The organism is Nonomuraea sp. NPDC049655 (genome assembly GCF_044465465.1).
GTDB lineage: Bacteria > Actinomycetota > Actinomycetes > Streptosporangiales > Streptosporangiaceae > Nonomuraea.
Genome location: NZ_JBITLS010000015.1, coordinates 291,593 through 316,355, shown reverse-complemented (window position 1 = coordinate 316,355; position 24,763 = coordinate 291,593). Strand labels below are relative to the sequence as shown.

23 protein-coding genes are annotated in these 24,763 nt (G+C 72.1%); 9 read left to right on the top strand and 14 right to left on the bottom strand.

Features of this window, described 5'->3' with window-relative positions:
• Positions 1-9: 9 nt before the first annotated feature.
• Positions 10-1,809, bottom strand: coding sequence for a hypothetical protein (locus tag ACIBQ6_RS40585; protein ID WP_397218429.1), 1,800 nt, complete (start codon positions 1,807-1,809; stop codon positions 10-12).
• Between the two features lie 160 nt (positions 1,810-1,969).
• Between ACIBQ6_RS40585 and ACIBQ6_RS40580 the strand changes: the two genes are divergently transcribed.
• Complete coding sequence (locus ACIBQ6_RS40580; RefSeq protein WP_358282546.1) at positions 1,970-3,049, top strand: epoxide hydrolase family protein; 1,080 nt, start codon at positions 1,970-1,972, stop codon at positions 3,047-3,049.
• Between the two features lie 50 nt (positions 3,050-3,099).
• On the opposite strand, the gene ACIBQ6_RS40575 is transcribed toward ACIBQ6_RS40580, so the two are convergent.
• From ACIBQ6_RS40575 to ACIBQ6_RS40565, 3 genes are all read right to left on the bottom strand, one after another.
• Positions 3,100-5,676, bottom strand: a complete 2,577-nt coding sequence (locus ACIBQ6_RS40575; RefSeq protein ID WP_358283900.1) for a phosphoenolpyruvate carboxylase — start codon at positions 5,674-5,676, stop codon at positions 3,100-3,102.
• Between the two features lie 215 nt (positions 5,677-5,891).
• A complete protein-coding gene (locus tag ACIBQ6_RS40570; protein ID WP_397218428.1) occupies positions 5,892-7,544 on the bottom strand; it encodes a hypothetical protein in 1,653 nt (550 codons plus the stop codon).
• Positions 7,541-8,422: an ABC transporter ATP-binding protein gene (locus tag ACIBQ6_RS40565; RefSeq protein ID WP_397218427.1), complete on the bottom strand. Its 882-nt coding sequence runs from the start codon at positions 8,420-8,422 to the stop codon at positions 7,541-7,543. The genes ACIBQ6_RS40570 and ACIBQ6_RS40565 overlap by 4 nt, the downstream gene beginning before the upstream one ends.
• A gap of 36 nt (positions 8,423-8,458) precedes the next feature.
• On the opposite strand from ACIBQ6_RS40565, the gene ACIBQ6_RS40560 reads away from it, so the two are divergent.
• The 3 genes from ACIBQ6_RS40560 to ACIBQ6_RS40550 all read left to right on the top strand — a co-directional run bounded on the left by ACIBQ6_RS40560 (position 8,459) and on the right by ACIBQ6_RS40550 (position 11,294).
• A complete protein-coding gene (locus ACIBQ6_RS40560; protein ID WP_358282541.1) occupies positions 8,459-10,048 on the top strand; it encodes an acyl-CoA carboxylase subunit beta in 1,590 nt (529 codons plus the stop codon).
• On the top strand, positions 10,045-10,245 hold the full coding sequence (locus tag ACIBQ6_RS40555) for an acyl-CoA carboxylase subunit epsilon (protein WP_397218426.1): 201 nt from the start codon (positions 10,045-10,047) through the stop codon (positions 10,243-10,245). The genes ACIBQ6_RS40560 and ACIBQ6_RS40555 overlap by 4 nt, the downstream gene beginning before the upstream one ends.
• Positions 10,246-10,352: 107 nt before the next feature.
• The gene (locus ACIBQ6_RS40550; protein ID WP_352361843.1) at positions 10,353-11,294 is read left to right on the top strand and encodes an NYN domain-containing protein; all 942 of its coding nucleotides are present in this window, start codon (positions 10,353-10,355) and stop codon (positions 11,292-11,294) included.
• Here the strand turns inward: ACIBQ6_RS40550 and ACIBQ6_RS40545 are convergent.
• Positions 11,252-12,250, bottom strand: a complete 999-nt coding sequence (locus ACIBQ6_RS40545; protein ID WP_358282539.1) for a DUF5937 family protein — start codon at positions 12,248-12,250, stop codon at positions 11,252-11,254. The genes ACIBQ6_RS40550 and ACIBQ6_RS40545 overlap by 43 nt on opposite strands.
• A 75-nt stretch (positions 12,251-12,325) precedes the next feature.
• Between ACIBQ6_RS40545 and ACIBQ6_RS40540 the strand changes: the two genes are divergently transcribed.
• The 5 genes from ACIBQ6_RS40540 (at position 12,326) to ACIBQ6_RS40520 (ending at position 17,128) form a co-directional block, all read left to right on the top strand.
• Positions 12,326-13,567 carry an MFS transporter gene (locus tag ACIBQ6_RS40540; protein ID WP_397218425.1) on the top strand — a complete coding sequence of 414 codons (1,242 nt, stop codon included), beginning with the start codon at positions 12,326-12,328 and terminating at the stop codon, positions 13,565-13,567.
• A gap of 77 nt (positions 13,568-13,644) precedes the next feature.
• On the top strand, positions 13,645-15,048 hold the full coding sequence (locus ACIBQ6_RS40535; protein WP_397218424.1) for an AlkA N-terminal domain-containing protein: 1,404 nt from the start codon (positions 13,645-13,647) through the stop codon (positions 15,046-15,048).
• The gene (locus tag ACIBQ6_RS40530; protein WP_397218423.1) at positions 15,045-15,557 is read left to right on the top strand and encodes a methylated-DNA--[protein]-cysteine S-methyltransferase; all 513 of its coding nucleotides are present in this window, start codon (positions 15,045-15,047) and stop codon (positions 15,555-15,557) included. The genes ACIBQ6_RS40535 and ACIBQ6_RS40530 overlap by 4 nt, the downstream gene beginning before the upstream one ends.
• A gap of 30 nt (positions 15,558-15,587) precedes the next feature.
• A complete protein-coding gene (locus ACIBQ6_RS40525) occupies positions 15,588-16,523 on the top strand; it encodes a hypothetical protein (protein WP_397218422.1) in 936 nt (311 codons plus the stop codon).
• Between the two features lie 173 nt (positions 16,524-16,696).
• Positions 16,697-17,128 (top strand): MarR family transcriptional regulator, encoded by a 432-nt coding sequence (locus ACIBQ6_RS40520; protein WP_352361855.1) that lies wholly within the window; start codon positions 16,697-16,699, stop codon positions 17,126-17,128.
• 63 nt (positions 17,129-17,191) lie between these two features.
• Here ACIBQ6_RS40520 and ACIBQ6_RS40515 read toward each other — a convergent pair whose 3' ends face one another.
• The 9 genes from ACIBQ6_RS40515 to ACIBQ6_RS40475 form a co-directional block, all read right to left on the bottom strand.
• Positions 17,192-18,124, bottom strand: a complete 933-nt coding sequence (locus ACIBQ6_RS40515) for a hypothetical protein (RefSeq protein ID WP_358282529.1) — start codon at positions 18,122-18,124, stop codon at positions 17,192-17,194.
• Positions 18,121-18,741 (bottom strand): hypothetical protein, encoded by a 621-nt coding sequence (locus ACIBQ6_RS40510; RefSeq protein ID WP_397218421.1) that lies wholly within the window; start codon positions 18,739-18,741, stop codon positions 18,121-18,123. The genes ACIBQ6_RS40515 and ACIBQ6_RS40510 overlap by 4 nt, the downstream gene beginning before the upstream one ends.
• On the bottom strand, positions 18,738-21,494 hold the full coding sequence (locus ACIBQ6_RS40505) for a BTAD domain-containing putative transcriptional regulator (RefSeq protein ID WP_397218420.1): 2,757 nt from the start codon (positions 21,492-21,494) through the stop codon (positions 18,738-18,740). The genes ACIBQ6_RS40510 and ACIBQ6_RS40505 overlap by 4 nt, the downstream gene beginning before the upstream one ends.
• 70 nt (positions 21,495-21,564) lie before the next feature.
• Positions 21,565-21,975, bottom strand: a complete 411-nt coding sequence (locus ACIBQ6_RS40500) for a TadE/TadG family type IV pilus assembly protein (RefSeq protein ID WP_397218419.1) — start codon at positions 21,973-21,975, stop codon at positions 21,565-21,567.
• Entirely contained in the window at positions 21,972-22,367 is a 396-nt protein-coding gene (locus ACIBQ6_RS40495; RefSeq protein WP_397218418.1) for a TadE family protein, read from the bottom strand. The genes ACIBQ6_RS40500 and ACIBQ6_RS40495 overlap by 4 nt, the downstream gene beginning before the upstream one ends.
• Complete coding sequence (locus ACIBQ6_RS40490; protein ID WP_357994570.1) at positions 22,364-22,786, bottom strand: TadE family protein; 423 nt, start codon at positions 22,784-22,786, stop codon at positions 22,364-22,366. Before ACIBQ6_RS40490 ends, ACIBQ6_RS40495 begins: the two co-directional genes overlap by 4 nt.
• Positions 22,770-23,000 (bottom strand): hypothetical protein, encoded by a 231-nt coding sequence (locus ACIBQ6_RS40485; protein ID WP_397218417.1) that lies wholly within the window; start codon positions 22,998-23,000, stop codon positions 22,770-22,772. The genes ACIBQ6_RS40490 and ACIBQ6_RS40485 overlap by 17 nt, the downstream gene beginning before the upstream one ends.
• Complete coding sequence (locus ACIBQ6_RS40480; RefSeq protein WP_358282519.1) at positions 23,000-23,920, bottom strand: type II secretion system protein; 921 nt, start codon at positions 23,918-23,920, stop codon at positions 23,000-23,002. The genes ACIBQ6_RS40485 and ACIBQ6_RS40480 overlap by 1 nt, the downstream gene beginning before the upstream one ends.
• Positions 23,913-24,761 carry a type II secretion system F family protein gene (locus ACIBQ6_RS40475; RefSeq protein ID WP_352325815.1) on the bottom strand — a complete coding sequence of 283 codons (849 nt, stop codon included), beginning with the start codon at positions 24,759-24,761 and terminating at the stop codon, positions 23,913-23,915. The genes ACIBQ6_RS40480 and ACIBQ6_RS40475 overlap by 8 nt, the downstream gene beginning before the upstream one ends.
• Positions 24,762-24,763 lie beyond the last annotated feature (2 nt).

The following is a 24,763-nucleotide window of genomic DNA, read 5'->3' as shown; positions in this document are numbered from 1 at the left end:
TTGTGAGGCTTATTCGCAGGTCACCGGATAGGTGCCTTCGATGGCCGGCTTGTTGTGGTTCAGCACCTCCAGCCGGACCACGCCGGAGGTCTTCGTGTCCCGGTGCCAGTTGGCCGCCTGCACCTGGAGCAGACCGCCGGAGTTGGTCTTGTACGTGGCCGGCTCCGTGGGCTTGCCGTCGATGACCCAGCGCCAGGTGATCTCAGTGTCCGGCGCGGCGCGGAAGGCGCCGTGGGCGGTCACGTACGGGGCCTCGGCGCAGTCGCCGAAGTAGTGGACCGGCCGGAACTCGCTGATCCGCACCGTGCCCGGCGACGGGTCCACCGGCACGCAGGTCACCGTGTACGGCCTCTCCCTGACCAGCTTGTTGTGGTTCAGCACTTCGATGCGGATCACACCGCTTCCGCTGGCCTTCGGGGAGATGTAGAACAGGTCGCCGATCATCTGGGCCCTGTCGGGCTTGGCCTCCTGCGTCCTGACCGGGCCGGGCTTGCCGTCCACGACGACGCGGTAGCGGACCTCGGCCTGGCGGTCGGTGGTGATCCGGGCGTCGGCCCGCATGCCGATGGAGCCGGTGCAGTCGCCCTGGTAGACGGGCGTCAGCATGTAGGGGATGGCCAGCTTGGCGGGGTCGGGGTCGGTCGTGCAGGACAGGGCGAACGTGCGCTCGGCGGCCTGGGCCGCGGCGGGCTGGGTGGTCAGGGCCAGCTTGTGGGAGCCGGTCTTCGACTGGTCGAGGCTCCAGGCGGCGGTGACGTCCTGCGACCTGGGCTGGGTGCCGGCCGGGAAGCTGACGGTCTGGTGCTGCCACTCGGTGCCGTCGAGGGTCCACCAGTAGCCGACGCTGGCGGCCGGGCCTGCCGGGAGGGTGATGCGGCCGGTGGCCTGGTAGGCGATGGGCTCGTCGCAGTAGCCCTCGTAGTCGCCGGGCGTCAGGGCGCTGATCGCCGCCTGCGGCTGCTGCGCCGGGGGCTCCGTGGTCGTGGTCGGCTTCGGCGTCGGGGAGGTCGTCGGCGTCGGGGTGGGCGTGCTGGTGGGCGTCGTGGTGGGCTTGGGGCCCGGCGTGGCGCGGCAGGTCACCTCGTACGACGCCCGCGCGGAGTCGTGCCCGCCGGCGTTGAGGATCCGTACCGACTTCCAGCCCGCGGTGGAGGTGCCCACGGACAGCGGCAGCGTGACCTGCCTGCTGCGCGGGGCGCCGGCGGCGAAGTACAGCGACTCCACCGCGCCCTCGCCCGTGGCGCTGTCGATCCACTGGTAGCCGACCTTGGCGGGGGTGCGCGAGACCTGGATGGTCGCGGTGAACGTCACGGTGGCCGGGCAGTGGCCGTCCTGGCGGGGCGGGCTCGCCTGCACGCTCGCGGCCGCCTCAAGCGGTTTGTCCGGCTGGGCGGGCAGCGGGTTGACCACGTCGTACCGCTGCGGGGCTCCGGCGCAGGCGACGCGGAAGCGGGCCTTGGCCGACAGGCCGCGCCGGCCGAGCACCTCGACGGCCTGCCAGCCGGTCGTGTCGCGGTCGAAGGTCTGACGGTCCCTCACGACGACCTTGCGCGCGCCGTTGACGCGGAAGCTCCTGATGGCGCTCTTGCTGCGGTCACCGCGTACCCAGCGGTACCGCACGGTGCCCTTGCCCTTGGCGGCCACGGTGGCGGAGAAGGCCACGGTCGTGGGGCACTCGCCCGCCTGACCGGCGGGAACGGCCCTGACCCGGGTCACCGAGGTCGCCGGGGCGGCGGCGGCCAGGGCCGGAGGAGCGGCCAGCAGGCTGCCGAGCATCACCGCGCCCAGCAGCAAGGCTGTCCTTTTCATGAGGGGGTCCCTTTCTGCGCTCGTCAAAGCCCCCATGCTGCTCAGTGATCCTTGGAAGTCACTTGGAGCCGCCTTGTGAAGATCGTGGAATGAAGCGTTCCGTTCTGCTATAGTTGGAACAGAACAAGCCGTTCCGCTGCTTCGGTCGAGAGGACCCCTCATGAGCATCCGCCCGTTCCGCATCGAGATCTCCCAGGCCGACCTCGACGACCTGCGGGCCCGGCTCGCGCTGACCCGCTTCGCCGACGAGATCCCGGGCGCCGACCAGGGCGTGGGCGTCGAGCGGGTCAAGCGCCTGGTGGCCCACTGGCAGTCCGGCTTCGACTGGCGCGCCCAGGAGGCCAGGCTCAACGCCTACCCGCAGTTCACCACGGAGATCGACGGGCAGAACATCCACTTCATCCACGTACGCTCCGACAACCCCGACGCCCTGCCGCTGATCCTCACCCACGGCTGGCCCGGCACCGTCGCCGAGTACCTCGACGCGATCGAGCCGCTGTCGCGCCACTTCCACGTGGTCGTCCCGTCGCTGCCCGGCTTCGGCTTCTCCGGCCCGACCAAGGAGCTCGGCTGGAACAACCGGCGCATCGCCGGGGCGTGGGCCGAGCTGATGGCCCGCCTCGGCTACGAGCGCTACGGCGCCGTCGGCAACGACGGCGGCTCGATGATCTCCCCCGAGCTGGGCCGGATCGACGCCGAGCACGTCGTCGGCGTGCACGTCACCCAGCTGTTCTCCTTCCCCTCCGGCGACCCCGCCGAGTTCGCCGACCTGAGCGAGGAGGACCAGGCCGGGCTGGCCGTGCTCGACTGGTTCTGGAAGGAGAAGGGCGCGTTCAACGTCCTGCAGTCGCAGCAGCCGCAGACGCTCGCGCACGCCCTCGCCGACTCCCCCGCCGGGCTCGTCGGCTGGCTCGCCCAGCTCTTCGACGAGGACCTGGACGACGACTTCGTGCTGACCAACGCCTCGATCCACTGGTTCACCGGCACCGCCGGCTCGGCTCTGCGGCTCTACTGGGAGAACGCCCGCATGGAGCAGCCGCAGGAGCCGACGACCACCCCGACCGCGCTGGCCATGGCCGAGGGCGACTTCACGTCGATCCGCCGCTTCGCCGAGCGCGACCACCACGGCATCGTCTCGTGGAAGACCCTGCCCGCCCCCGCCCACGGCCACTACACCGCTCACAGCGCCACGGAGGCGCTCACCTCCGACATCACGGCCTTCTTCGACAGCCTGCGCTGATTCCGCGCACTTCGGACGGCCCGGCCCCCCGCCGGGCCGTCCGCGCGTGTTCAGCCCGTGTTCTGCAGGCCGGCGGCCACGCCGTTGACCGACAGCAGCAGCAACGTGGACAGCCGCTCCCGCTCCTGCTCCGACAGGTCCTCGGTGCGCATTGCGCGCAGCGCCCGCAGCTGCAGGTGCGACAGCGCGTCGACGTACGGGTCGCGCAGCTGCACGGCCCGCGAGAGCACCTTGCGGTTCTCCAGCAGCCGCGTGTGGCCGGTCACCCGCAGCACCAGCTCGCGGGTGCGGTCGTACTCCTCCAGCACCTGGCGGGCGAAGTCGTCGCGGCCGCCGAGCGCCAGGTAGCGCTTGGCGATCGACCGGTCGGTCTTGGCCAGCGACATCTCGGCGTTGTCCAGCATCGCGTTGAACAGCGGCCATTCGGCGTAGGCCGCGCGCAGCTCGTCGAGGGAGCCGACGGCGGCCAGGCCGGTGCCCAGGCCGTACCAGCCGGGCAGGTTGACGCGGGTCTGGGCCCAGGCGAACACCCACGGGATGGCCCGCAGGTCGTCCAGCGAGCGCGGCGCCCCAAGGCCGCGGCGGGCCGGACGGGAGCCGAGCCGCAGCGAGCCGATCTCCTCCAGCGGGCTGACCAGCGCGAACCACTCGGGGAACCCGGGGGCCTCGGTGAGCGCCCGGTAGGCCTCCTCCGAGGCCGTGGCCACCTGCTGGGCCAGGCCGCGGAACCGCTCGGCGGCGGCCGCCGTACGGGCGCCGACCGTGGGCGAGGAGGCCAGCAGCACGGCGTTGGTGACCTGCTCCAGATGGCGGCGGGCGATGGCGATGTGCCCGTAACGAGCGAAGATGACCTCGCCCTGCTCGGTGACCTTGAAGCGGCCCGCGACCGAGCCGGGCGCCTGCGCCAGCACCGCCCGGTTGGCCGGGCCGCCGCCGCGGCCGAGCGCGCCGCCTCGGCCGTGGAACATGCGCAGCTTGACGTCGTGCTCGTGGGCCCACACGGTCAGCTCCTCCTGCGCCTCGTAGAGGCGGAGGGTGGCGGCCGCCGGGCCCAGCTCCTTGGCCGAGTCGGAGTAGCCGAGCATGATCTCCATGCGCCGGCCGGTCGCGGCCAGGCGGTCCTGGATCTGCGGGATCTCCAGCATGCCGCTCAGCACGCGCGGCGAGTTCGCCAGGTCCTGGCCGGACTCGAACAGCGGCACCACGTCGAGCACCGGCGCCCGGTCGCCCAGGGCGTGCCCGGCCAGCTCGTAGACGGCCGCGATGTCGTCGGCCGAACGGGTGAAGGAGACCACGTAGCGGGAGCAGGCCGTGACGCCGAACCGCTCCTGGATCCAGGCGATCACCCGGATCGTGGCCAGCACCTCCTCGGTGCGCTCCGACAGCTCGCCGCCGGCCCTGATCTCCTCCAGGGCCGCCGCGTGCACCTGGGAGTGCTGGCGCACCTCCAGCTCGGCCAGGTGGAAGCCGAACGTCTCGACCTGCCAGACGAGGTGCTGCAGCTCCCCGTACGCCTGCCGCGGCGCGCTGCTCGCCAGCGACTCCTGCACCAGCCGCAGGTCGGCCAGCAGCTCGGCGGGCGCCCGGTAGGCGAGGTCGAGGTCGCGGCGGCGGGTGGCGGCGATGCGGGCGGCCACGTACAGCAGCCACTGGCGGTGCGGCTCGCGCGGCGAGCGGGTGGCCAGCTCGGAGACCAGCTCGGGATGCGCGTCGACGGCCGCGGCCAGCGCGCCCTTCAGCTCGGCCGAGCAGGGCGAGAACTGGGCGGAGGCGGTCAGCGTGCGGGCGATGCGCGTGCAGGCCGTCTCCAGGGCGGTCAGCACGTGCTCGGACTGGATCTGGATCGTGTCGCGGGTGACCTTGGCGGTGACGTTGGGGTTGCCGTCGCGGTCGCCGCCGATCCAGCTTCCGTAGCGGATGAAGGGCCTGGCCAGCGGCGGACGGGTGCCGGTGCCCGCGTCGAGCGCCGCGTCGAGCGAGCGGTAGACCTGGGGCACCATGCGGAACAGCGTCTCGTCGAAGGCGGCCATGGCGGTGCGCACCTCGTCGAGCGGGTCGAGCTTGGTGGAGCGCAGCTGGGCCGTCCGCCACAGCAGGTCGATCTCCTCCAGCAGGCGGCGCCTGCTCTCGGCGCGCTCGGACGCGCCGCGCCCGGGCGCGTTGTACTCGGTGAGCTGACCGCTGATGCGCTGGATGGCGGTGACGACCGCGCGCCTGCGCGCCTCGGTGGGGTGCGCGGTCAGCACCGGGTGCAGCTCCAGCCCCTGCAACAGCTCGCTCACGCGCTCCTCGCCGAGCTCGTGGACGGCCTGCGCCAGCGACTCCCGCTGCACCCTCCCCTCGGCGTCGCGCTCGCGCAGCGTGCGGATCCGGTAGTGCTCCTCGGCCAGGTTCGCCAGGTGGAAGTAGCAGGTGAACGCGCGGGCGACCGCGACCGCCCGCTCGATCTCCCATCCGGCGACCATTTCGGTGATCTCGTCGGCGGAAATCTCGCCTCTGCGCGCCGCGATGACGGCTTTGCGCAACCGTTCGACGTCGGCCAGCAGGTCTTCGCCACCTTGTTCGGCGATCACCTGGCCGAGCAGCTTGCCGAGCATGCGCACGTCGTGGCGCAGCTCGTCAGGCATCTCGGTCACGGCGGCACTACGACGCTCGAGCCCCTGGTCAATCATGCTTCGAAGGGTATCGACTCACTTTCGGCGACCGCATGGCGGTCTCGCCCATTGGACTAGACCACCGCGAGGGAGCGCCGTCACCTGGAGGAGCGGCGGGAGCGCAGCGACCAGAGCGGGGGAAGGTGGCGGCATCCGGCGACCGAGCCGGCCTCACGGAGTGAGGCCAGTCAGCTCGCCTTCGAGACGGCTGCCAGGAGCTCCGGGAGGCGGGGGAAGCCGATCTTGCCGGCGAGGCGTCTGCCGAGCACCTCGATCAGCAGGCCGTAGAAGGGCGCGAGCACCGACACCCACATCAGCCCGAACGCCAGCGGCAGCACGATCGGCAGCGACATCAGCGCGATCCCGAGCATCGCCCCGATCGACGACGCGAACGCCTGACCGCCCTGGCCGGGCGCGGCGCCGCTGAAGGCGTTCATCCGCTCGGGCAGCGTGTACGGGATCGTCACGCTGGTCACCGAGCCGACCCCGAGCCCGACGCCGAGGGCGCCCAGCCCGGTCAGGAACGCCGGCACGACGGCGTCCTGGCTGCCGGTGAGGAACGCCGCCGCGACCGCCACGAGCAGCAGCAGCGGCGCGGCGACCAGGATGTTGGCCAGGTGGCGGCCCGCCAGGTCACGGCGCAGGTCCTCCTCCGAGCCGAAGGCCACGGCGTTCATCCACAGGGAACGCCCGTCGATGCCGAACGCGTTGCCCGACTGCAACGAGATCATCAGCGCGCCCATGCCGGTGATCAGCACCGGCAGCACCGCCCCCGCCTGTCCTTCGGTGCTGTTGTTCAGCGAGAACGCCAGGACGACGGTCACCACGACCGACGAGAACCAGCCCACGCGGAACCTCGGCTCCCGCCTGATGTACTTCAGCTCCTTGGTCACCACGGCCGCCAGCGGCCCGTCGGGCAGGAGCCGGTCGGCCAGGCCGCGCTCCCGGCGGACGGAGGCCGCCTGCGTCGAGGCGTCCGGCGAGACCAGGGCCCGGCCGAGCGCCTTGATCCACAGCCAGGCGACCACCACGACCAGCACCGCGACGGCGGCCAGCTCCGCCACGCCGACCAGGCCGCCGTCGGCCATGGCGTGCGCGGCCATGCCCGGCGGCGTCCAGCGCAGGACGCCGGCCAGCCGGTGGAGGATCGCGGCGGGGTCGCCGAGGCCGCGGTTCATCAGCAGGTTGGGCAGCTGCGCCAGCAGCACCACGAACAGGGCGGCCACGGCCAGCACGTCACGCCCGCGCCGGCTGCGCAGCGCCCCGGACAGCGCGGTGGTGATCAGCCGCGAGGTGACCACGCAGAGCGCGAACTGCAGCAGCACCGCGGGCACGCCGAGCAGCACGCCGCCGATGCCCGTGGGCAGCCCGACCAGCGCGCCGGCCGTGACGATCAGCATCGCCAGCGGCCACGCGCCCGTCGCGGACGCGGTGAACAGCCCGACGGCCAGCTCGCGCGTACGCAGCGGGAACAGCGACAGCCGCGCCGGGTCGAGCGTGTCGTCGAGCCCGAACGCCAGCAGCGGCACGATCATCCAGCTCACCAGGAAGAGCGCGAACGCGACGATCACCAGCTCGGCGGCGACGTCGGAGGGCGCCAGCCTGAGCAGGCTCATCAGCAGGAACCCGAGCACGGCCAGGCCGGCCGCGGCGAGCAGGGTGAAGACGAAGCCGAGCTTGCGCTGCACGTCGCCGCGCAGGTTGCCGGCCATCAGGCGCAGTTTGAGCCGCGCGAACAGCGCGGCCGTCGCCATGGGCGACCCCGTGACGGCGGACGCCCCGGCGGCTCTGTCCGGGACGGCCCCGGCGGGGCTCCCCGGCGCCTTCCCTGCGGCGCTCACGGCGTGTCCTGGGGCGCGGCGGCGGCCGGAGGCACGGTCGGGGGCATGGCAGGGGGCACGGTCGGGGGTGCGGTCGGGGGCATGGCAGGGGGCACGGTCGGGGGCTGGTTGCCGGGGCGGGCGCCGAGCCAGCTCAGCCCTGCCTCGCCGTGGGCGCGGGAGCCGCCGCCGACCAGCCGCATGAACGCCTCGTTGAGGCTGGAGCCGCCGCGCACCTGCTCCAGCGGCCCCTGGGCGACGATGTGGCCGCCGCTCATCACCGACACCCAGTCGCACAGCCGCTCGACGAGGTCCATGACGTGGCTGGAGAAGATGACCGTCGAGCCGGAGGCGGTGAAACGCCGCAGCACCTCGGTCAGGGTGTTGGAGCTGACCGGGTCGACCCCCTCGAACGGCTCGTCGAGGAAGAGCACGGACGGGTTGTGCAGCAGCGCGGCGGCCAGCCCGATCTTCTTGCGCATGCCGGTGGAGTAGTCGACGACGAGCTTGTCGGCGGCCCCGGTCAGGTCCATGACGTCGAGCAGCTCGCCCGCGCGCTGCTCGACGTCGGCCTTGGGGATGCCGCGCAGCCGGCCGTTGTAGAGCAGCAGCTCGCGGCCCGACAGCCGCTCGAACAGCCGCAGCCCCTCGGGCAGCACGCCGATGCGCGCCTTGACGGCGACCGGGTCGCGCCAGACGTCGAACCCGTCGATCGCGGCCTGGCCGCCGTCGGGCCGCAGCAGGCCCGTGATCATGCTCAGCGTGGTGGTCTTGCCGGCCCCGTTGGGACCGACCAGGCCCGCGAAGCTGCCCGCCGGGACCACGAGGTCGACCCCGGCCACCGCGACCTGCGCGCCGTAGCGCTTGTACAGGCCGTGGGAGCGAACCGCATCCGTCATGGATCCACTCTAGGAGGACGGGTTAGCCTAACGCGCATGAGCGCAGCCGCCGATCCCATGCCGGAGATGCCGGACATCCACACCACCGCGGGCAAGATCGCCGACCTGGAGCGAAGACTCGACGAGGCCGTGCACGCCGGCTCGTCGTCGGCGGTGGACAAACAGCACGCCAAGGGCAAGATGACCGCGCGCGAGCGGGTGCTCGCGCTGCTCGACGAGGGCTCGTTCGTGGAGTTCGACGAGTTCGCCCGCCACCGGTCCACGATGTTCGGGCTGGAGAAGCGGCGTCCGTACGGCGACGGCGTCATCACCGGCCACGGCACGATCGACGGCCGTCAGGTCTGCGTGTTCTCCCAGGACGTCACGGTCTTCGGCGGCTCCCTCGGCGAGGTGTACGGCGAGAAGATCGTCAAGGTGATCGACCTGGCGCTCAAGACCGGCTGCCCGATCATCGGCATCAACGAGGGCGGCGGCGCGCGCATCCAGGAGGGCGTGGTCGCGCTCGGCCTCTACGCGGAGATCTTCAAGCGGAACGTGCACGCCTCCGGCGTGATCCCGCAGATCTCCCTCATCATGGGCGCCGCGGCCGGCGGACACGTCTACTCGCCCGCCCTGACCGACTTCGTGGTGATGGTGGACCAGACGTCCCACATGTTCATCACGGGCCCTGACGTGATCAAGACGGTGACCGGCGAGGAGGTCACGTTCGAGGAGCTGGGCGGGGCCCGCGCGCACAACACCAAGTCGGGTGTGGCCCACTACCAGGCCGCCGACGAGGAGGACGCCCTCGACTACGTCAAGGCGCTGCTGTCCTACCTGCCCTCCAACAACCTGGACGAGCCACCGGCCTTCGCCGCCGCCGCCGACCTGGCGCCCGACCCCGAGCTCGACCTGGTGATCCCCGACTCCCCCAACCAGCCGTACGACATGCACCAGGTGATCGAGCACGTGCTCGACGACGGGGAGTTCCTGGAGGTCCACGCGCTGTTCGCGCCGAACATCGTGGTCGGCTACGGCCGCGTGGACGGCCAGCCGGTCGGGGTCGTCGCCAACCAACCGATGCATTTCGCCGGATGTCTGGATATCGACGCCTCCGAGAAGGCCGCCAGATTTATTCGAACTTGTGATGCCTTTAATATTCCGATCCTGACTTTTGTTGATGTACCAGGATTCCTCCCCGGCACCGATCAGGAATGGAACGGAATCATCCGCCGCGGCGCCAAGCTCCTGTACGCCTACGCCGAGGCCACGGTCCCGCTGGTCACGGTCATCACCCGCAAGGCCTACGGCGGCGCGTACGACGTCATGGGCTCCAAGCACCTCGGCGCGGACGTCAACCTCGCCTGGCCCACCGCCCAGATCGCGGTCATGGGCGCGCAGGGCGCGGTCAACATCCTCTACCGGCGCGAACTGGCGGCCTCCGACGACCCCGACGCCGAGCGCGCCCGGCTCGTCACCGAGTACGAGGACACTTTGGCCAATCCGTACATCGCGGCCGAACGCGGCTATGTGGACTCGGTGATTCGGCCGTCCGAAACCCGGCCGCAAGTTGTCCGGGCACTTCGCGCGTTGCGTAACAAGAGAGCCTCGCTGCCGCCGAAGAAGCATGGGAACATTCCTCTATGAGCGACTACCTGCGCATAGTCCGCGGCGACGCCACGCCCGAGGAGATCGCGGCCGTGGTGGCCGTGCTCGCCACGCGGCGGAGCTCGTACGCCGAACCCGAGAGACCCCGTAGACAAACATGGCGAAACCCCGCCAGAGGTATGCGTAACCCTGGCCTGCCGGGGAAGGCGGCTTGGCGGATGAGCGCACTACCCTAGATAGATCCCGGGAATCGGGTGTCAAGTTCCCCGGGAGTTGGGACTATCTAGAGAAAGTAGGCGTATATAGTCAGCCGATCAACTAACACCGCGGCCTGGAGGACGACATGGCCATCCCAGACCTCATGCCGCATCCTGTGGCAGCCAAGTACGCCGTCCTAGTGGATGTCGGTTATCTCTACGCTGCGGCAGGTGAGGTGCTGCTCGGCGCGAAGGAACGCAAGGAATATCGGGTGGCCGCCGATGAGCTCATCCAGAGTCTACAGAAACATGCAGAGGAACGTATTTCCGGCGAACTTCTGCGGATCTATTGGTATGACGCCGCCCGCGACCGTGTGCCGACCGTCGATCAGCGTGTCATCGCCCAGCTTCCGTGGGTCAAGGTGCGCCTCGGCAACCTCAACGCCCGAGGCCAGCAGAAGGGCGTCGACGCGCAGATCAGGAGCGACCTGGAGGCGCTCGCCCGGCATCACGCGGTGACCGACACGATCCTGCTGGCGGGCGATGAGGACATGGTTCCGGCGGTCGAGGCGGCGCAGGCTTACGGCGTGCGCATCCACCTGTGGGGCGTCGAGCCGCCCTACGGCACCAACCAGGCCGAGCGCCTGGTGTGGGAGTCCGACACGGTGGAAGTGATCTCCGCCGATTTCCTGAGACCGTTTTTCAGTCGCGCTCCGCAGCCGGTCGCCGTCACCCCGCCCGTCACGGCTCCCTCGCCCGCCCAGGTGTTCGCCGGGCGCGCGCCGGTCAAGCCGCACGCCAAGCCCGGCCAGGTCGCCAAGCTGGGGCCCAGCCGTCCGCGCGTGGAGGACGTCGGCGAGCACGTCGCCCAGAAGTGGATACTCACCCGCGGCCGCGACAACATCCGCGACCTGCTGCCCGGCCCGATCCTGCCGACGGTGATCGACACCGAGCTGCTGATCGAGGCGGAGAAGGAGCTCGGGCACTCGCTGCGGCCCTACCCGGAGGCCCGGGTCTGGCTGCGCGACGGGTTCTGGGCGCGCGTCTACCGGGAGTTCGACCTGGGGGTGGGGGTCTCCTCCAAGTAGAGCAGCGTCTCGGCGACCGCCGTCCGGGCGTAGAGCACGTACCGGCCGGTGCGGTGCGCGGTGCACAGGCCGGCCTTGCGCAGCGCCGTCAGGTGCTGGTTGACGCCGGGCTCGGAGAGCCCGGCGCGCTGGGCGAGGTCGCGCGTCGAGGCGGGCTGGTCCAGCTCGGCCAGCAGCCGGGCGCGCGTCCTGCCGAGCACGGCGGCCAGCGCCTCGGGCGGGTCCACCTCGCGGCGCTCCCAGAGCGTCGCGATGCCGCGCGGCGCGTAGCGCACGGTCGGCTGGTACGGCGGCGTCGTGACCGACAGGACCCGTGGCCAGGCGAACACGCACGGCACCAGCAGCAGCCCGAGCCCTCTCAGTGACCGGCGGCCGGAAACGTACCGGTGCTCCAGCCGCAGCGTGCCGTCGTCCCAGGTGACGGTGTCGTCGAGGTCGGCCAGCATGCGCTGGGCGCCGCCCTCGGCCAGCAGCCGGGCGCGGTGCAGGATCTCGCCCTCCAGCAGCGACCTGATCCGCGGCCAGTACGGCGCCATCGCCGCCTCCCAGTAACCGGCCACCTCAGTGGCCAGGCGTTCGAGGCCCTGCTCCGGGTCGTCGTAGAGGGCCTGCACCCGTTTCGTCCGGGGACCGCCGATGTGGTCCAGATCCGTACGGACCCGGGCGGCCGCGCCCCGCATCGTGGCGAGTTCCAGCTCCAGGTCCGGCATGGACGTCGAGGGCGGGGTGCAGGTGAAGCCCGCGATCGAGACGGTGGGCACCGGGACCAGGTCCGACAGCAGCCGCCAGTCCACGTCCTGGAGGCGGCGGCGCACCTGGTCGGCCCAGGGACGCAGGAGCGGGTGCGCGGCCGGGTTCTTCACCACGCGCGCGCTGGCGACGACCTCGCCGAGCGGGGAGACGGCGAAGCGGATGTTGGCGAGGTCGTGGGCGGTGAACGTCAGGTCGAGGGTCATTGAATTTGCTTGTCACTTAATCGATAGCGGCCTTGCCCGACATTTCAGCATCCTGCCGACATGTCAGCAACCTTGATGGAAGCTCCGCTTCTGCGGCTTCGCGCGTTCCGCAACCTGTTCGTCGCCGGCGCGGTCAGCCAGCTCGGCAGCCAGATCACCTACGTCGCCCTCCCCCTGCTCGCCGTGACCGCCCTCGGGGCGGGCGCGGGCGAGGTCGGGCTGCTCTCGGCGCTCGCCACGCTCACGGCCCTGGTGATCGGGCTGCCCGCCGGGGCGTGGGTGGACCGCGTCCGGCGGCGCCGCCTGATGATCGCGATGGACGCCGCACGGGCCGTGGCGCTGCTGTCGGTGCCGGCGGCCTGGTGGGCCGGGGCGTTGTCCATGGCGCAGCTCTACGTGGTGACGGTGCTCGTGGGGGCCGGGTCGCTGCTGTTCGACGTGGCGTCCATGAGCATCGTGCCGGGGCTGGTCGGGCGCGAGCGGCTGACGTCGGCCAACTCGCTGCTGGTGGGCACGGCCGCGGGCATGGACGTCGCCGGACGCAGCCTCGCCGGGGTGCTGGCCCAGGTCGTGGGCGCGCCGCTGGCCGTGCTGCTGGACGCGCTGAGCTACCTGTGGTCGGCGGCCTGGCTGCGCGGCGTCCCCGAACCGGCAATCCCCGGGGACGGCTCGCCGGAGGCCGCGGAGTCCCTGCGGGCCCGGATCGCGGAGGGCGTGCGGTTCATCCTCGGCAACCGGGTGCTGGTCGCGGCCCTGGTCCAGGGCACGATGGCGAACCTGGCGTTCCCGCTCTGCTCGGTCCTGCTGCCGGTGCTCATCGTCGGGCGGCTCGGCTATCCGGAGTGGGTGTTCGGGGCGTACCTGGCGGTGGGCGGGCTCGGTGTGCTCGCCGGGTCGTCGTCGGCCCATCTGCTCGGCCGGCGCTTCGGCACGGGCCGCGCGGTGTGGCTGGTCAGCCTGGCCACCGCCCCGGCCGCGCTGGTGATCCCGCTCCTCGACGCCGGGCCGTGGTTGTGGGCCGCGGCGGCGGCGTGGTTCGTGCTGACGTTCCGTACCGGGGTGAACAACGTGCTGCTGGTCAGCATGCGGCAGCGGGTCACGCCGGACCACCTGCTCGGCCGGATGACGGCCACCATGCGGCTGCTGCTGATGGGCGCGGTCGGCCTCGGCGGGCTGCTGGCCGGGCTGCTCGGCGAGGTGTGGGGGGTGCGCGCACCGCTCTGGGCGGGCGCGCTGCTCATGGCCGTGAGCTGGCTGCCGATCCACTTCTCAGCCCTTCGCCGATCAGGTCCGAATACCGCCGATCGACCGTACTGACCTGCTGACCTGCGTTTTCATGGTGAGGTCCGATTTCCGCCGGTCGGCACCCGCGGCCCGCGCATAGTCTCGGGGGCATGTCACCCCTAGAGCTCGACTTCGACTCCTGTTACCGGGCGGTCTCCGCCAGGGACTCCCGGTTCGACGGGCGCTTCTACACCGCGGTGACTACCACGCGCATCTACTGCCGGCCGATCTGCCCGGCGCGTACCCCCTCCTCCAGGAACGTGCGCTTCTACCGGCACGCGGCCTCGGCCGAGGCGGCCGGGTTCCGGCCGTGCAAACGCTGCCGTCCCGAGCTGTCGCCCGGCGATCCCGGCTGGGACCTGCGCGGCGACCTCATCGGCCGGGCCCTGCGGCTGATCGACGACGGAGCCGCCGACGAGCGCGGCGTGGCCGGGCTGGCCCGGCGGCTGCACATCACCGAACGCCACCTGCACCGGCTGTTCGTGGCCGAGCTGGGCGTCGGGCCGCTGGCCGTGGCCCGCACCAAGCGGCTCCTGCTGGCCAAGCAGCTGCTGACGGAGACCGGGCTGCCGGTCACCGAGGTGGCGTTCGCCGCCGGGTTCGGCAGCGTGCGGCAGTTCAACGCCACGATGCGGGAGACGTACGGCTTCACGCCCAGCGAGCTGCGCGCCACGGCCGGGCGTCCGGCGGCGCCGCCCGAGCCCGCGGCCGCCGGGCCGGTCACGCTGAGGCTGCGGCTGCACCGCCGCGAGCCGTACGACGTGGCGGGCGTGTTCGGGTTCCTGACCTCCCGCGCCATCCCCGGCCTTGAGGTCGCGGGCCCGGAGTCGTACTCCAGGGCCGTGCCGGGCGGGACGATCACGCTCACCCCCCGGCCGGACCACATCGCGCTCGACGTGGCCCTGGCCGACACCCGGCAGCTCGCCCGCATCGTCGCCCGCTGCCGCCGCCTGCTCGACCTGGACGCCGACCCCGACGCCATCGCCGAGGCGCTCGGCCAGACCTCGCTGGCCCCGCTCGTCGAGGCCCGGCCCGGACTGCGGGTGCCGGGCACGTTCGACGGCTTCGAGCTGGCCGTACGCGCGGTGGTCGGCCAGCAGATCTCGGTAGCCGGAGCCCGTACTCTGCTCGGCCGCATCGTCGCCAGGACCGGCGGCCCGCTCTTCCCCACCGCGGCCGAGCTGCGGGAGGCCGACCTGACGGGCCTCGGCCTGACCAACCGCAGGATCGCCACCCTCGCCGACCTGGCAGGCCGGGTCGCCGACGGCGACATCGACCTCGACGGCGGCCAGGACCCGGCCGAGGCCGGGTCCTGGCTGCTGAAGGTGCCCGGCATCGGCCCCTGGACCGCCAGCTACATCGCGCTGCGCGCGCTGCGCGACCCCGACGCCTGGCCCACGGGCGACCTCGTGCTGAACAAGCGCATGGCCGCCCTGGGCATCCCCGACGACCACATCGAACGGTGGCGGCCCTGGCGGGCCTACGCCGCCCTGCACCTCTGGAGCTCTTCATGATCACTGCCCAGGTCCTGCCGACGCCGATCGGCTCGCTGTCGCTGCTCACCCGCGAGGGCGTCCTCGTCGCGGGCGGCTTCACGGCCGACCCGGCGGAGATGTTCGTCCGCCTCACCCCGGCCCTGCAGGCGGAGGGTCTCGACGTGGTGGACGACCTCGGCGCCCCCGCCGAAGCCGTCCGGGCCTACTTCGACGGCGACCTCGACGCCCTGGACGCCGTCCCGGTCTCGCAGCCCGGCTCCCCCACCCGCAAGCGCCTGCACGAAGCGCTGCGCGAGGTCCGCGCGGGGACGACGGTCTCGTACGCCGAGCTGGCCCAGGCCGCCGGCCTCCCCCGTACCGCCGCCCGCGCCGCCGGCTCCGCCTGCGCCCAGAACCTCATCGCCCCCTTCGTCCCCTGCCACCGCGTCCTGCCCAGCACGGGCGGCTACGGCGGCTACTACTACGGCGTCCCCGTCAAGGAATGGCTCCTCGCCCACGAAAGCGGACAAACCCTCAACCTAAAGTAATGGAACGACTGCGTTCGGTAACGTGTTCGCATGTCGCCGACATTGGAACATGAGTTCCTCCTGGAACTCGTCCGGCAACGCCCCTCCCTCGTCGCCACCTTGCTGACCGAGGCGGGCGTGCCGGTCCCCCGATTCAATGAGGCCCGGCTGGAGAGTCCGGACTTCACCGCCTGCCAGCCGACCGAGTTCCGGGCCGACGCGGTCGTCGTCCTCAATGACGGAAAGCCGCTGGCAGGGGTCGTCGTGGAGGTGCAGCGGCGGTACCGGGAGGAGAAGGCCTGGTCCTGGCCCGTCTACCTGGCCACGCTACGTGCCCGCATCAAGGGCCCGTGCCTGCTGCTGGTCTTCTGCCCAGACCGCAAGGAGGCGCGCAAGTGCGCGCGGGCCATCGACATGGGGCACCCCGGTTGGACACTCCATCCGATCGTGATCGGACCTGACCAGATCCCCAAGGTCACCGACCTCCTCCAGGCCATCGCCGAACCGGAGCTCGCCACGCTCTCGGCCATCGTGCACGGCAACGAGGGCGAGGAGGGCCTCAAGATCCTGCAAACCTTCGTCGACTCTCTGGAGCATCTGCCCAGAGAGCATGAAATCTACGTTGACCTCGTTCTCGCAATGCTGCCCGAGGTCGCCGTCAACAAATTCCTGGAGTTCACTATGGCCATGGGAACACGCGAGCCTAAGAGCAAGTGGGTCCGCCAGTGGGTCGCCGAGAGCAAGGCCGAAGGCCTAGCCGAAGGCCTAGCCGAAGGCGAGGCCCTCGGTGAAGCCAAGGGAGAGGCCAAGGGAGAGGCCAAGGGCGAGGCCAAGGCGATCCTGCGGATCCTGGAGGCACGAGGCATCACGGTGCCGGAGGAAGCGGCCGACCGGATCGGTCAGTGCACCGACCTCGGCCTTCTCGAGAGCTGGATCGACAAGGCTCTCACCGTCGAGGCCGCAGAAGAGCTCTTCGACCGGAGCTGAAGCACATCACAGGGCCGACGCGACAGTCTCGCGTCGGCCCTGTGATCGCCTTCGGGCGATGCGGGCCCCGTCGGCAGGGCGGCATAGAATGGGGCTCATGCGACGTTAGACGGCGTAGGCATCATTTGCAGGCGCTTGCTAATCGTTGACACGAGCACGAGGAGGGGGTTCACATGCCTCTGGCCGACGACGCCGTGGAGGCGCGTGCCCAGGGGTGGCGCACCCTCGCCGCCCTGCACGCGAAGATCGAGGACAGGCTGGAGAAGGCGCTGCAGAAGGCGCACGGCCTGAGCGTGAGCGAGTACACGGTGCTCGACGCCCTGGCCCGCCAGGACGGCTGGCACATGCGCATGCAGCAGCTCGCCCGCGCGGTCGTGCTCAGCCAGAGCGCCACGACCCGGCTGGTCACCCGGCTGGAGAAGCGCGGCCTGCTCAAGCGCTACCTGTGCGAGGACGACCGGCGCGGCATCTACTCCGAGGTCACCCCCGACGGCCGTGACCTGCTGACCGCGGCGGGCCCGACGCACGACACCGTGCTGAAGGAGGTGCTGGCGGAGGCGGCCGAGCAGCCCGAGCTGGCACCGCTGGCCGCAGTGATCGCCTAGGCCCGCCCGGCCGCGGTTGATCGCCCAGGCCCGCCGGCCCCGGTGATCGCCCAGCTCGGCCCCTTACGGCTTCACGTTGCTCTGGATCTCGCCGACCGGCACGTCCCTGGTCGCCCCCGCCTCGACCGGCGCGAACTGGAACGGCACCGCGTCACCCGTCGTCTCCACCGGCCACGACGTGGTGACGGTGAGCCGGTACGCCTCGCGCGGCTGGTCGATCGAGGCCCGCAGGTAACGCACGCCGCAGGTGAACGCGGCCCCCTTGGCGTACGGACGTCCGGCCGCCCCGCAGCCCTCCTCGTGCACCTCCGCCCGGTCCTTCGTGGTGCCCGGGTCGATCTTGATGCTCTTCAGCGTCGCCACCACGGTCACGCTCATGACGCCCGGGATCTCCGCGGTCACCGATCTGCGCCGCTCGCCCAGGCCCTCCAGCCAGACCCAGGTGGGCAGGTTGACGAAGCTCTTGGCGTCGGGGCTCAGCTTGATCGTGGGCTCGGGCACGGTCAGGGACGCCCTGGCGATCTCGGCGAGCTCCCGGATCGTGATCCCGGCGGGCGGCGTCGTGCCCGGCGGGACGAACACGAACGGGTCGAGCGCCGCGAAGCAGACCTGGCCCTTCGGGTCGGAGGCGTCGTACGCCGGGCCCCACCAGCGTCCGTCCTTGCCGACCTTGTCCTTGAACTGCTTGAGAAACTCCTGGAAGCCCTCCTCGGACGCGTCCTTGGTGTACCTGAACCAGTAGTCGCGCAGGGCCTCCTGCGACTTCAGCATCTCCGCGCCCGTCATGCCGGGCTCGTACCAGCAGGGGCGTTTGAGGACGTATCCGTCAGTGTTGCCGCCCTTGGCGCCGTTGCCGGAGATGACGATCCGAGAGTTGCGCAGCTCGATCCCTCTGGTCCGGCCGTGCTCGATGGGGCTGCCGGCCGTCTCGCCGGGGTCGTCGAGCTGGCCCAGCAGCATGAGGGCCGCGGTGGCCAGCGAGATCACGCGGTTCATCGCGCGCATCCTTCCTTGTCATAGAGGAATTCCCGGATCCGCCACACGCCGTCGTCGCCGCGGTGCGCGAGGGCCCTCTGGAGGTAGGGGGCGCGCATGATGGAGGGCTGGGGCGAGACGGCCTCGCCGCTGCTCGCGCTGACCACGCGTGCCTTCGACTCGTCCACGCAGGTGTCGATCTGCGCGCCCTTGTCCAGCACCTTCGTGACCCGCAGGCCGTACAGTCTGGCGACGCCCTTCACCCTTCTGTCCTCCTCGGTGTACCGGCGTACTCCGTCATACGCCTGGCGCACCGCCTGGAGTTCGAGATCCAGATCCTTCAGGTATCGATCGCTTCCCGAGACCATCACCTTGCGGGAGGCGAGGTACCAGTCGGTGATGACGCGCATGAGCGGGTCGCGCCGGGCGGGCCAGTCGATGTCGACCCGCAGCTTCCCGCCGCCGACCTCGACCGTCTCGACGCCGGGCGCGTCCGCGGAGGGCCGCGCCGAGCCTCCCGTCGCGGGCGCCGTCGCCGAGGCGGTCCCTGACGGGCCCGGCTGCGGCGTGTACGGCCGCTCGGCCTGCCCGCACCCCGCCACCAGCAGGACGAGCGCGATCACCGTCATACGTCTCATGCGGACGACTCCCTCACCACGTGGATGCGCCACGAGGGCAGCAGTTCCTCGATCAACGCCTCGGTCTCCGGGGCCATCCCGCCGCCGTACGGGTGGGAGGCGGCCCTGCGGGTCAGCACCTCGACCACGGCCCGCATGCGGACGGCGTCCCCGGTGGCGTGGGTGGCCCGCAGCAGGTCGCGCCAGAGCCCCTCGTCGTCGGTCGCCAGCAGCAACGCCGCCCGGACGGCCGCCACCGCCGCGTCCGGCTCGTCCTGGGCCAGCCGCAGCTCGCACAGCCGGTGGGCCGCGTCGGCCACGCCGGCCGCGACGTCGTACTCCAGGTCGTCGGCCGCCAGCCAGGCGTACCGGCCGGACGGGCGGTTGGCCAGGAGCGGGCCGCGTACCAGGCCGAGCGCCTTCTCCAGCAGGACGGTGCGGGCCGTCGGGTCGTGCCGGGAGCGGCGGACCAGCTCGCGGAACAGGGCCCAGTCCGTGCGGACCTCGGGGCCGAGCCTGAGCCGCCCGGCCTCGTCGACGTGCAGGTGCTCGGGGCCGAGCCAGTCGGCGACGCGGGCGATGGTGGCGTCCCTGACCATGGTCTGGACCCCGCGCGGCCACAACACGCCACCGAGCACGACGGGATGCACGCCGCCGGGATGCGTGGCCAGGTAGATCAGTAGCTCGGTGGCCAGCGCCATGCGGCCCTCTTCGAGGGGCGCGAGCCCGGCGATCTCGATCGTGCCGAGCATCCTGATCTCGACGGCGGGCGGGTGCAGGCCCTCCAGCGGCTCGGCCTCGGGGTAGGCCTCGCCGTCGAGCCGTCCGGCGGTGCGGAAGAGGTCGATCAGCGCCTTGTAGTGGCGGCGCGGCAGGAGCTGGGCCTCGACCTCGAAGCCCAGCTCGGCGATGCGCGCCTTGCCGTCGTCGCCGATCTCCAGCGTCCAGGTGGCGTGCGGGACGTCGCCGGCCAGGACGTACCCGGCGGTGTCCCGGCGGGCCAGCAGCGCCAGGCGGCGGGCCTCCTCGTGCGTGGGCGCCACGGCCGACAGCAGGTAGTGGGCGTCGCGCGGGCTGCCGGAGACGCGTCCGGTGAGCACCTCCCGGCGCGGGGCGGCGGTCGCCTCCAGCTCGGGCAGCACCTCGGCCAGGCTGCCGACGGCCCTGATCCGGTCGGGGGCGATCACGGTCAGCTCCTCGCCGAACCCGACGAGCGTGATGCGCATGCGGTCGGACCAGCGGTTGGTGGCCAGCTCGACGGCGAGCGCGGCCAGCGCCGCGGTGGTCTGCGGGCCGCGGACGTTGATCAGGCCCTGCGCGGCCTCCAGGTCGATCAGCACCCGGCCGCTCGCGTCCGTGCCGATCGAGACCAGCCCCGGGTACGGCGCGCCGCCCGGCTGCTCCTCCAGCAGGCGGCCTTCGTGGGCGGGCAGGCGCCAGACCTGGCCGCCGTCCTGGGCCGTCCACGGCTCGGGCGGGTCGTCGTCCGGCGGGTGGATCCACAGGTCGAGCGTGCGCGGGGACAGGTGGGCGCCGTAGACGGTGGGCGGGGTGCGGTGCTGGGCGGCCAGCTCGGCGCCGAGCAGCCGCAGCCCGATGTCGAGGATGCGCGCGCCCGGCGCGTCGCCGCCCAGCCTGAGCGCGACCTCGGCCTGGGCGGCGTCGTCGCGCGGCCGGACGATCCGGCGCCCGAACACCCTGCGCCACAACTGCTCCCGCCGCCTCCTGGCCAGCAGGGCCAGCAGCCCGGCGGCGGCCAGCGACGCTCCGGCCAGGTAGTCGATCAGGTCGAGGCTCTGGGCCTCCCTGATGGTGATCTCGGGCTGGTCCTGCCGGACGTCGGGCTTGCGGTGCCTGGCCTGGTCCTTGTCGCTCTTCTCGGTGGCCCTGCCCTCCGTGCCCTCCGTGCCCTCCGTGGCCTTCTTGGCGGCGTGGTGCCGGGCGTCGGGCTGGGCGCGGGTGTGGGCCACGCCGGGGTGCTCGCGCAGCGTCTGCTCGCGGGACTGGCCGGCGGGGACGATGTGCACGTTCCTGGCGTCGTCCGGCATGTCGAGCACCCAGCCGGGCCTGATCAGGTCGGCCATGCGCAGGCGGGTGCCGTCCGGCTGCTCCTTGGCCTGGTTGAGTCGGTAAATTTCGGGATATCGGCGGCCGTCTCCCAGGCACTTGTCCGCGATCTCCCACAGGCTCTCGTGGTGCCTCCCGTGCGGGGGCTGCACGACGTACACCTTCTTGGTCTTGTGGGTCTCCAGCGTCTGCTCGACGATCGGCGCGGAGTAGGCGACCGCGGTGACCGGCGGCGCGGCGGGCGGCGCGGCCATCCGCGCGATGGGCGCGATCATGGCCCCGGCCGTGAACAGCAGCAGCACCGCGCCGACGAGCTTGTTGGCCAGCGCCTGCGTGCCGCCCGACAGCGGTACGCGGGCAGGCATCCCGACTCTTCGGACACCGGCGTACACCTCGACCAGCACGCACACGAAGAGCTGGAACCAGGCCAGCCACACCAGCAGCACCAGGACGGCCTGGATCGTGCTCGGCCCGGCCTCGGCGGTGAAGAACCGCAGATCGAGCATCTCGGACGTGACCGGCGGCCCGGCGAACCTGAGCAGCGCGTACGGCACCCCGCCCACCAACGCCACCAGCGCCACCAGCGCCGCGAGCCCGGCGAGCACGTCGCCGAAGGTCCGCCTGGCCGGGATGCGCGCAGGCGGCCGCCTGGGCTGGTGCCGCCCCGGGGGGCGCGCCGGCTCTCGCGTCGGCTCTCGCGTCGGCATCGCCGCTCCCTTCCTCCGTCCAGCGTCCTGCCTCGTGCGTTGCCCCGGCCACCGAGTGGCGGGAATCGGTCTACCTGGCTTCCGGGGCGGCCGTGGCCTCGCCGTTCATCTCCGAGCCCGGGAACCCGAGGGCCCCGAGGAAGAACGCCTCCCACCGCACCGAGACGCTGACCGTCACCTGGTCCTGCTGGACCGAGCAGGAGCCGCGGGCCACGCCGTCGCCGCCCTGGGCCGCGACGATCTCGTCGGCCCTGGCGCAGACCTGGCCCTCGTCCAGCAGGGCGACCTCGCCGCCGGTGCGCAGGCGGTCGACGTCGATCTTGTCCGCGCCCGCCCGCGCGGCCTGCTCGGCGACGTCGGCGGCGCGCAGCCGGGCGTTGATCGCCGCGCCGCCGTCGACCAGCAGCCCGGCCAGGAGGAACACCACGACCGAGAAGAGCACGGTGAAGACCGACATGGACCCCCGCTCCCCCGCCTTCACGGCTCCCTCCTGACGAGCTGCTCAAGGGGCGCCACGGCGGTGCCCGTCAGCCGCTTGGTGCCGCCGAACCCGAGGAAGCCGAGGTCGAGCTCGCAGGTCACCTCCGCCTGCACCTGGCCGCCCGCCTCCCAGGTGGATCCGTCCAGGTTCACCGTGCTGGCGCCGCACTTGTCGTCCAGAGCGGTCTTGGCGGTGCTCTCCGCCGCGGCGCCGGCGTCGTCGAAGCTCCGCTGCACGGACGCCGCCCGCGCGGCGTCCCTGGCCGCGCCGTTGACCCGCCCCTGCGTCTCCACCAGCACCCCCGCCCCGACCAGGAACATGAGGAACAGCAGGAAGACGGGGGCGAGCATCACCGTCTCCACGGCCATCGAGCCGCGCTCGCCCGGCTTCATCGGCAGTCATCACCGCCGTTGTCGGGACGGAAGCACTCGATCGGCCCGCCCGCCGTCGCCGTGATCGTGAACGTGAGCGGCGGCAGCAGCGGCACGACCTGCACGGCGCTGCCCGTGACCGTGACGAAGCGCTGGTCGGGGTCGCGCTCGGAGGTGGTGGCCGCGGCGTTCTCCAGCAGCCGCGGGCCGACCGCCTTGACGATGCCGGTGGCCTTCGCCGTGGCCGCGCCCTGCCAGTCGCCCGAGTCGAACGGCGCCGACCTGGCCACCCGCGCGCCTTCCCTGGCCGCCGCCTCGGCGATCTGGCGACCGTGGAACCAGAGCGCGACCTGCACGACGAGGAGCGCGACCGCGAGGATGACCGGCATCAGCAACGCCAGCTCGATCACGGTCGCGCCCCGCTCACGAGTCTCCGCCACCACCGCCGCCGCCGCCGAACGTGCCCTGGATCTCGCTGGACTTCTGCTCGACCAGGGTCTTGATCAGCGTGGCCAGCCCGAGCGCGACGCCCGCGATGATGGCCGTGATGATCACCCATTCGACGGCGGAGGCGCCCCTGCTGGGCGCGGTGCGGGCGCGCTGGATCCGCACCCCCAGGTAGGCGGTGAGATAGACGATCCAGGGATGGTTCATCAGGCCCCCAACATCTTCATCGCGGCGGGAAAACTGAGAAAGATCACAAAACCGGCGCACAGGAGGAGCTGGGCCACGAGCATCGACTGCGAACGTTCGCCCGCGCGTCCCTCGATCTCGGCCAGTTCGCGCCGGCGCAGGGTGGCGGCCCTGGCGGTGAGCGAGGCGCGCACCTTGGCGCCGTCGTCGGCCACCAGGCCGAGCGCGGCCGACAGGTCGCGCAGCTCGTCGACGTTGATCTCCTCGCCGAGCTGGCCGAGCGCCTGCCACGGGGTGATGCCGACGATCCGGGCGCCGCCGAGCGCGTCGCGGATGCGGCCCATCGCCCAGTTGGGCTGCTCACCGCTGACCGACACGGCCATCATCAGCGCCTCGGGCACGCCGCGCCCGCCCGCCAGGTTCATCGAGACCAGGTCGAGGAAGGCGCCCACGACGTGCCGGAAGTCGCGTCGCATGGCCGCGGCCTCCTTGCGGATCTGCAGGTCGGGCAGGAAGAAGAAGAGCAGCGCCACGAGCACGGCCGACCAGAACGGCACCGTGAACGACACGCCCCACCCCATGAGCGCCAGCCAGCCGAGCAGGATCGGGAAGGCCAGCAGACCGCTCGCGGCGAGCAGCACCTTGGTGGCCAGGAACGCCTCGAACGAGCGTCCGAGCAGGGCCAGGTCGGACTTGACCGAGCGGGCCTCCCAGCCGCGGGCGCCGTAGAGGCGGGCCAGGCGGGCGCCGAGGCCGCGGCGGAACGCGCTGACCTCCTCGTCGGGCAGCAGGAGCTGGATGCGCGGGGCGTCGGCGTCCTCGCGCACGGCGTCGAGCGCCAGCAGCCGCGCCACGAGCCCGGGACGGGCCGGGAACAACGCGCGTACCAGCACGAACAGGCCGAGGCCGAGCACCGCCCCGGCCAGCACGCCCTCAACCATGGCCGCCTCCCCCCATCAGCAGCCGGGTCGGCTTGTCGAACCTGGCCAGCCGCCGCATCCACGCGAACCCGGCGCCGAACAGGCCGCCGACGACCACGAGCACGGCCTGGCCGAGGGTGGAGCCGTACTCGCTGACGTAGGCGGGGTTGAACAGGATGAGCAGCCCGGCGAAGACCAGTGCCGTGATCACCACGATCTGCACGCTGCGCCTGGTCGAGCGGCGTTCGGCCTCGACGCGGCGGCGCATGTCGAGCTCCTCGCGGGCCGAGACGGCGAGCGCGCCGAGCACGTCGCGCAGGCCGGGGCCGCGCAGCCGGGAGTTGAGGATGAGCGCGGCGATCACCAGGTCGGCCGAGGGGTCGTCGAGCTCGTCGGCGAAGCGGGACAGCGCCTCCGGCAGCGCCATCCTGGTGTGCAGGCGGTCGACCATGGCCCGCAGGTGGGGCCGGAGCGTGGGCGCGGCGGCCCTGATCGAGGACGGGATGGCCTGCTCCAGCCCGGCCGCCCCGGCGATGGTGTCGCGCAGCGACTCGGTCCAGGCGGCCAGCCCTTCCAGGCGGCGCATGGCGGCGCGTTCCTCGGCCGCGCCGCCGGACAGGCCGCGCCAGGCGAACACCAGCAGCACCGTGCCCACCGCCATGACCGGCCAGCCCGTGACCACCAGGACCAGGCCGGCGGCCACCGCGGCGACGGCGGTGCGGGTGGTCAGCATCTTGACGAGCGGGCGTCTGGGCTGGGACGGGCGGCGGCGCAGGCCGTACAGGGCGAGGAAGAACAGGAAGAGGCCGCCGCCGGCGGCCGCGCCCGCCACCATCGCGAGCGGGTCGAGGTCGAACGCCATCC

Excerpts from the sequence above, each read along its gene's own strand:
- ACIBQ6_RS40510 (WP_397218421.1), bottom strand. The coding sequence starts at position 18,741 with ATGAGACGTATGACGGTGATCGCGCTCGTCCTGCTGGTGGCGGGGTGC.
- ACIBQ6_RS40530 (WP_397218423.1), top strand. The coding sequence starts at position 15,045 with ATGATCACTGCCCAGGTCCTGCCGACGCCGATCGGCTCGCTGTCGCTG.
- ACIBQ6_RS40555 (WP_397218426.1), top strand. The coding sequence starts at position 10,045 with ATGAGCGACTACCTGCGCATAGTCCGCGGCGACGCCACGCCCGAGGAG.
- ACIBQ6_RS40545 (WP_358282539.1), bottom strand. The coding sequence starts at position 12,250 with ATGACCCTCGACCTGACGTTCACCGCCCACGACCTCGCCAACATCCGC.
- ACIBQ6_RS40515 (WP_358282529.1), bottom strand. The coding sequence starts at position 18,124 with ATGAACCGCGTGATCTCGCTGGCCACCGCGGCCCTCATGCTGCTGGGC.
- ACIBQ6_RS40535 (WP_397218424.1), top strand. The coding sequence starts at position 13,645 with ATGTCACCCCTAGAGCTCGACTTCGACTCCTGTTACCGGGCGGTCTCC.
- ACIBQ6_RS40540 (WP_397218425.1), top strand. The coding sequence starts at position 12,326 with ATGGAAGCTCCGCTTCTGCGGCTTCGCGCGTTCCGCAACCTGTTCGTC.
- ACIBQ6_RS40525 (WP_397218422.1), top strand. The coding sequence starts at position 15,588 with ATGTCGCCGACATTGGAACATGAGTTCCTCCTGGAACTCGTCCGGCAA.
- ACIBQ6_RS40485 (WP_397218417.1), bottom strand. The coding sequence starts at position 23,000 with ATGAACCATCCCTGGATCGTCTATCTCACCGCCTACCTGGGGGTGCGG.
- ACIBQ6_RS40560 (WP_358282541.1), top strand. The coding sequence starts at position 8,459 with ATGAGCGCAGCCGCCGATCCCATGCCGGAGATGCCGGACATCCACACC.
- ACIBQ6_RS40565 (WP_397218427.1), bottom strand. The coding sequence starts at position 8,422 with ATGACGGATGCGGTTCGCTCCCACGGCCTGTACAAGCGCTACGGCGCG.
- ACIBQ6_RS40480 (WP_358282519.1), bottom strand. The coding sequence starts at position 23,920 with ATGGTTGAGGGCGTGCTGGCCGGGGCGGTGCTCGGCCTCGGCCTGTTC.
- ACIBQ6_RS40550 (WP_352361843.1), top strand. The coding sequence starts at position 10,353 with ATGGCCATCCCAGACCTCATGCCGCATCCTGTGGCAGCCAAGTACGCC.
- ACIBQ6_RS40475 (WP_352325815.1), bottom strand. The coding sequence starts at position 24,761 with ATGGCGTTCGACCTCGACCCGCTCGCGATGGTGGCGGGCGCGGCCGCC.
- ACIBQ6_RS40585 (WP_397218429.1), bottom strand. The coding sequence starts at position 1,809 with ATGAAAAGGACAGCCTTGCTGCTGGGCGCGGTGATGCTCGGCAGCCTG.
- ACIBQ6_RS40580 (WP_358282546.1), top strand. The coding sequence starts at position 1,970 with ATGAGCATCCGCCCGTTCCGCATCGAGATCTCCCAGGCCGACCTCGAC.
- ACIBQ6_RS40505 (WP_397218420.1), bottom strand. The coding sequence starts at position 21,494 with ATGCCGACGCGAGAGCCGACGCGAGAGCCGGCGCGCCCCCCGGGGCGG.
- ACIBQ6_RS40575 (WP_358283900.1), bottom strand. The coding sequence starts at position 5,676 with ATGCCTGACGAGCTGCGCCACGACGTGCGCATGCTCGGCAAGCTGCTC.
- ACIBQ6_RS40495 (WP_397218418.1), bottom strand. The coding sequence starts at position 22,367 with ATGAAGCCGGGCGAGCGCGGCTCGATGGCCGTGGAGACGGTGATGCTC.
- ACIBQ6_RS40520 (WP_352361855.1), top strand. The coding sequence starts at position 16,697 with ATGCCTCTGGCCGACGACGCCGTGGAGGCGCGTGCCCAGGGGTGGCGC.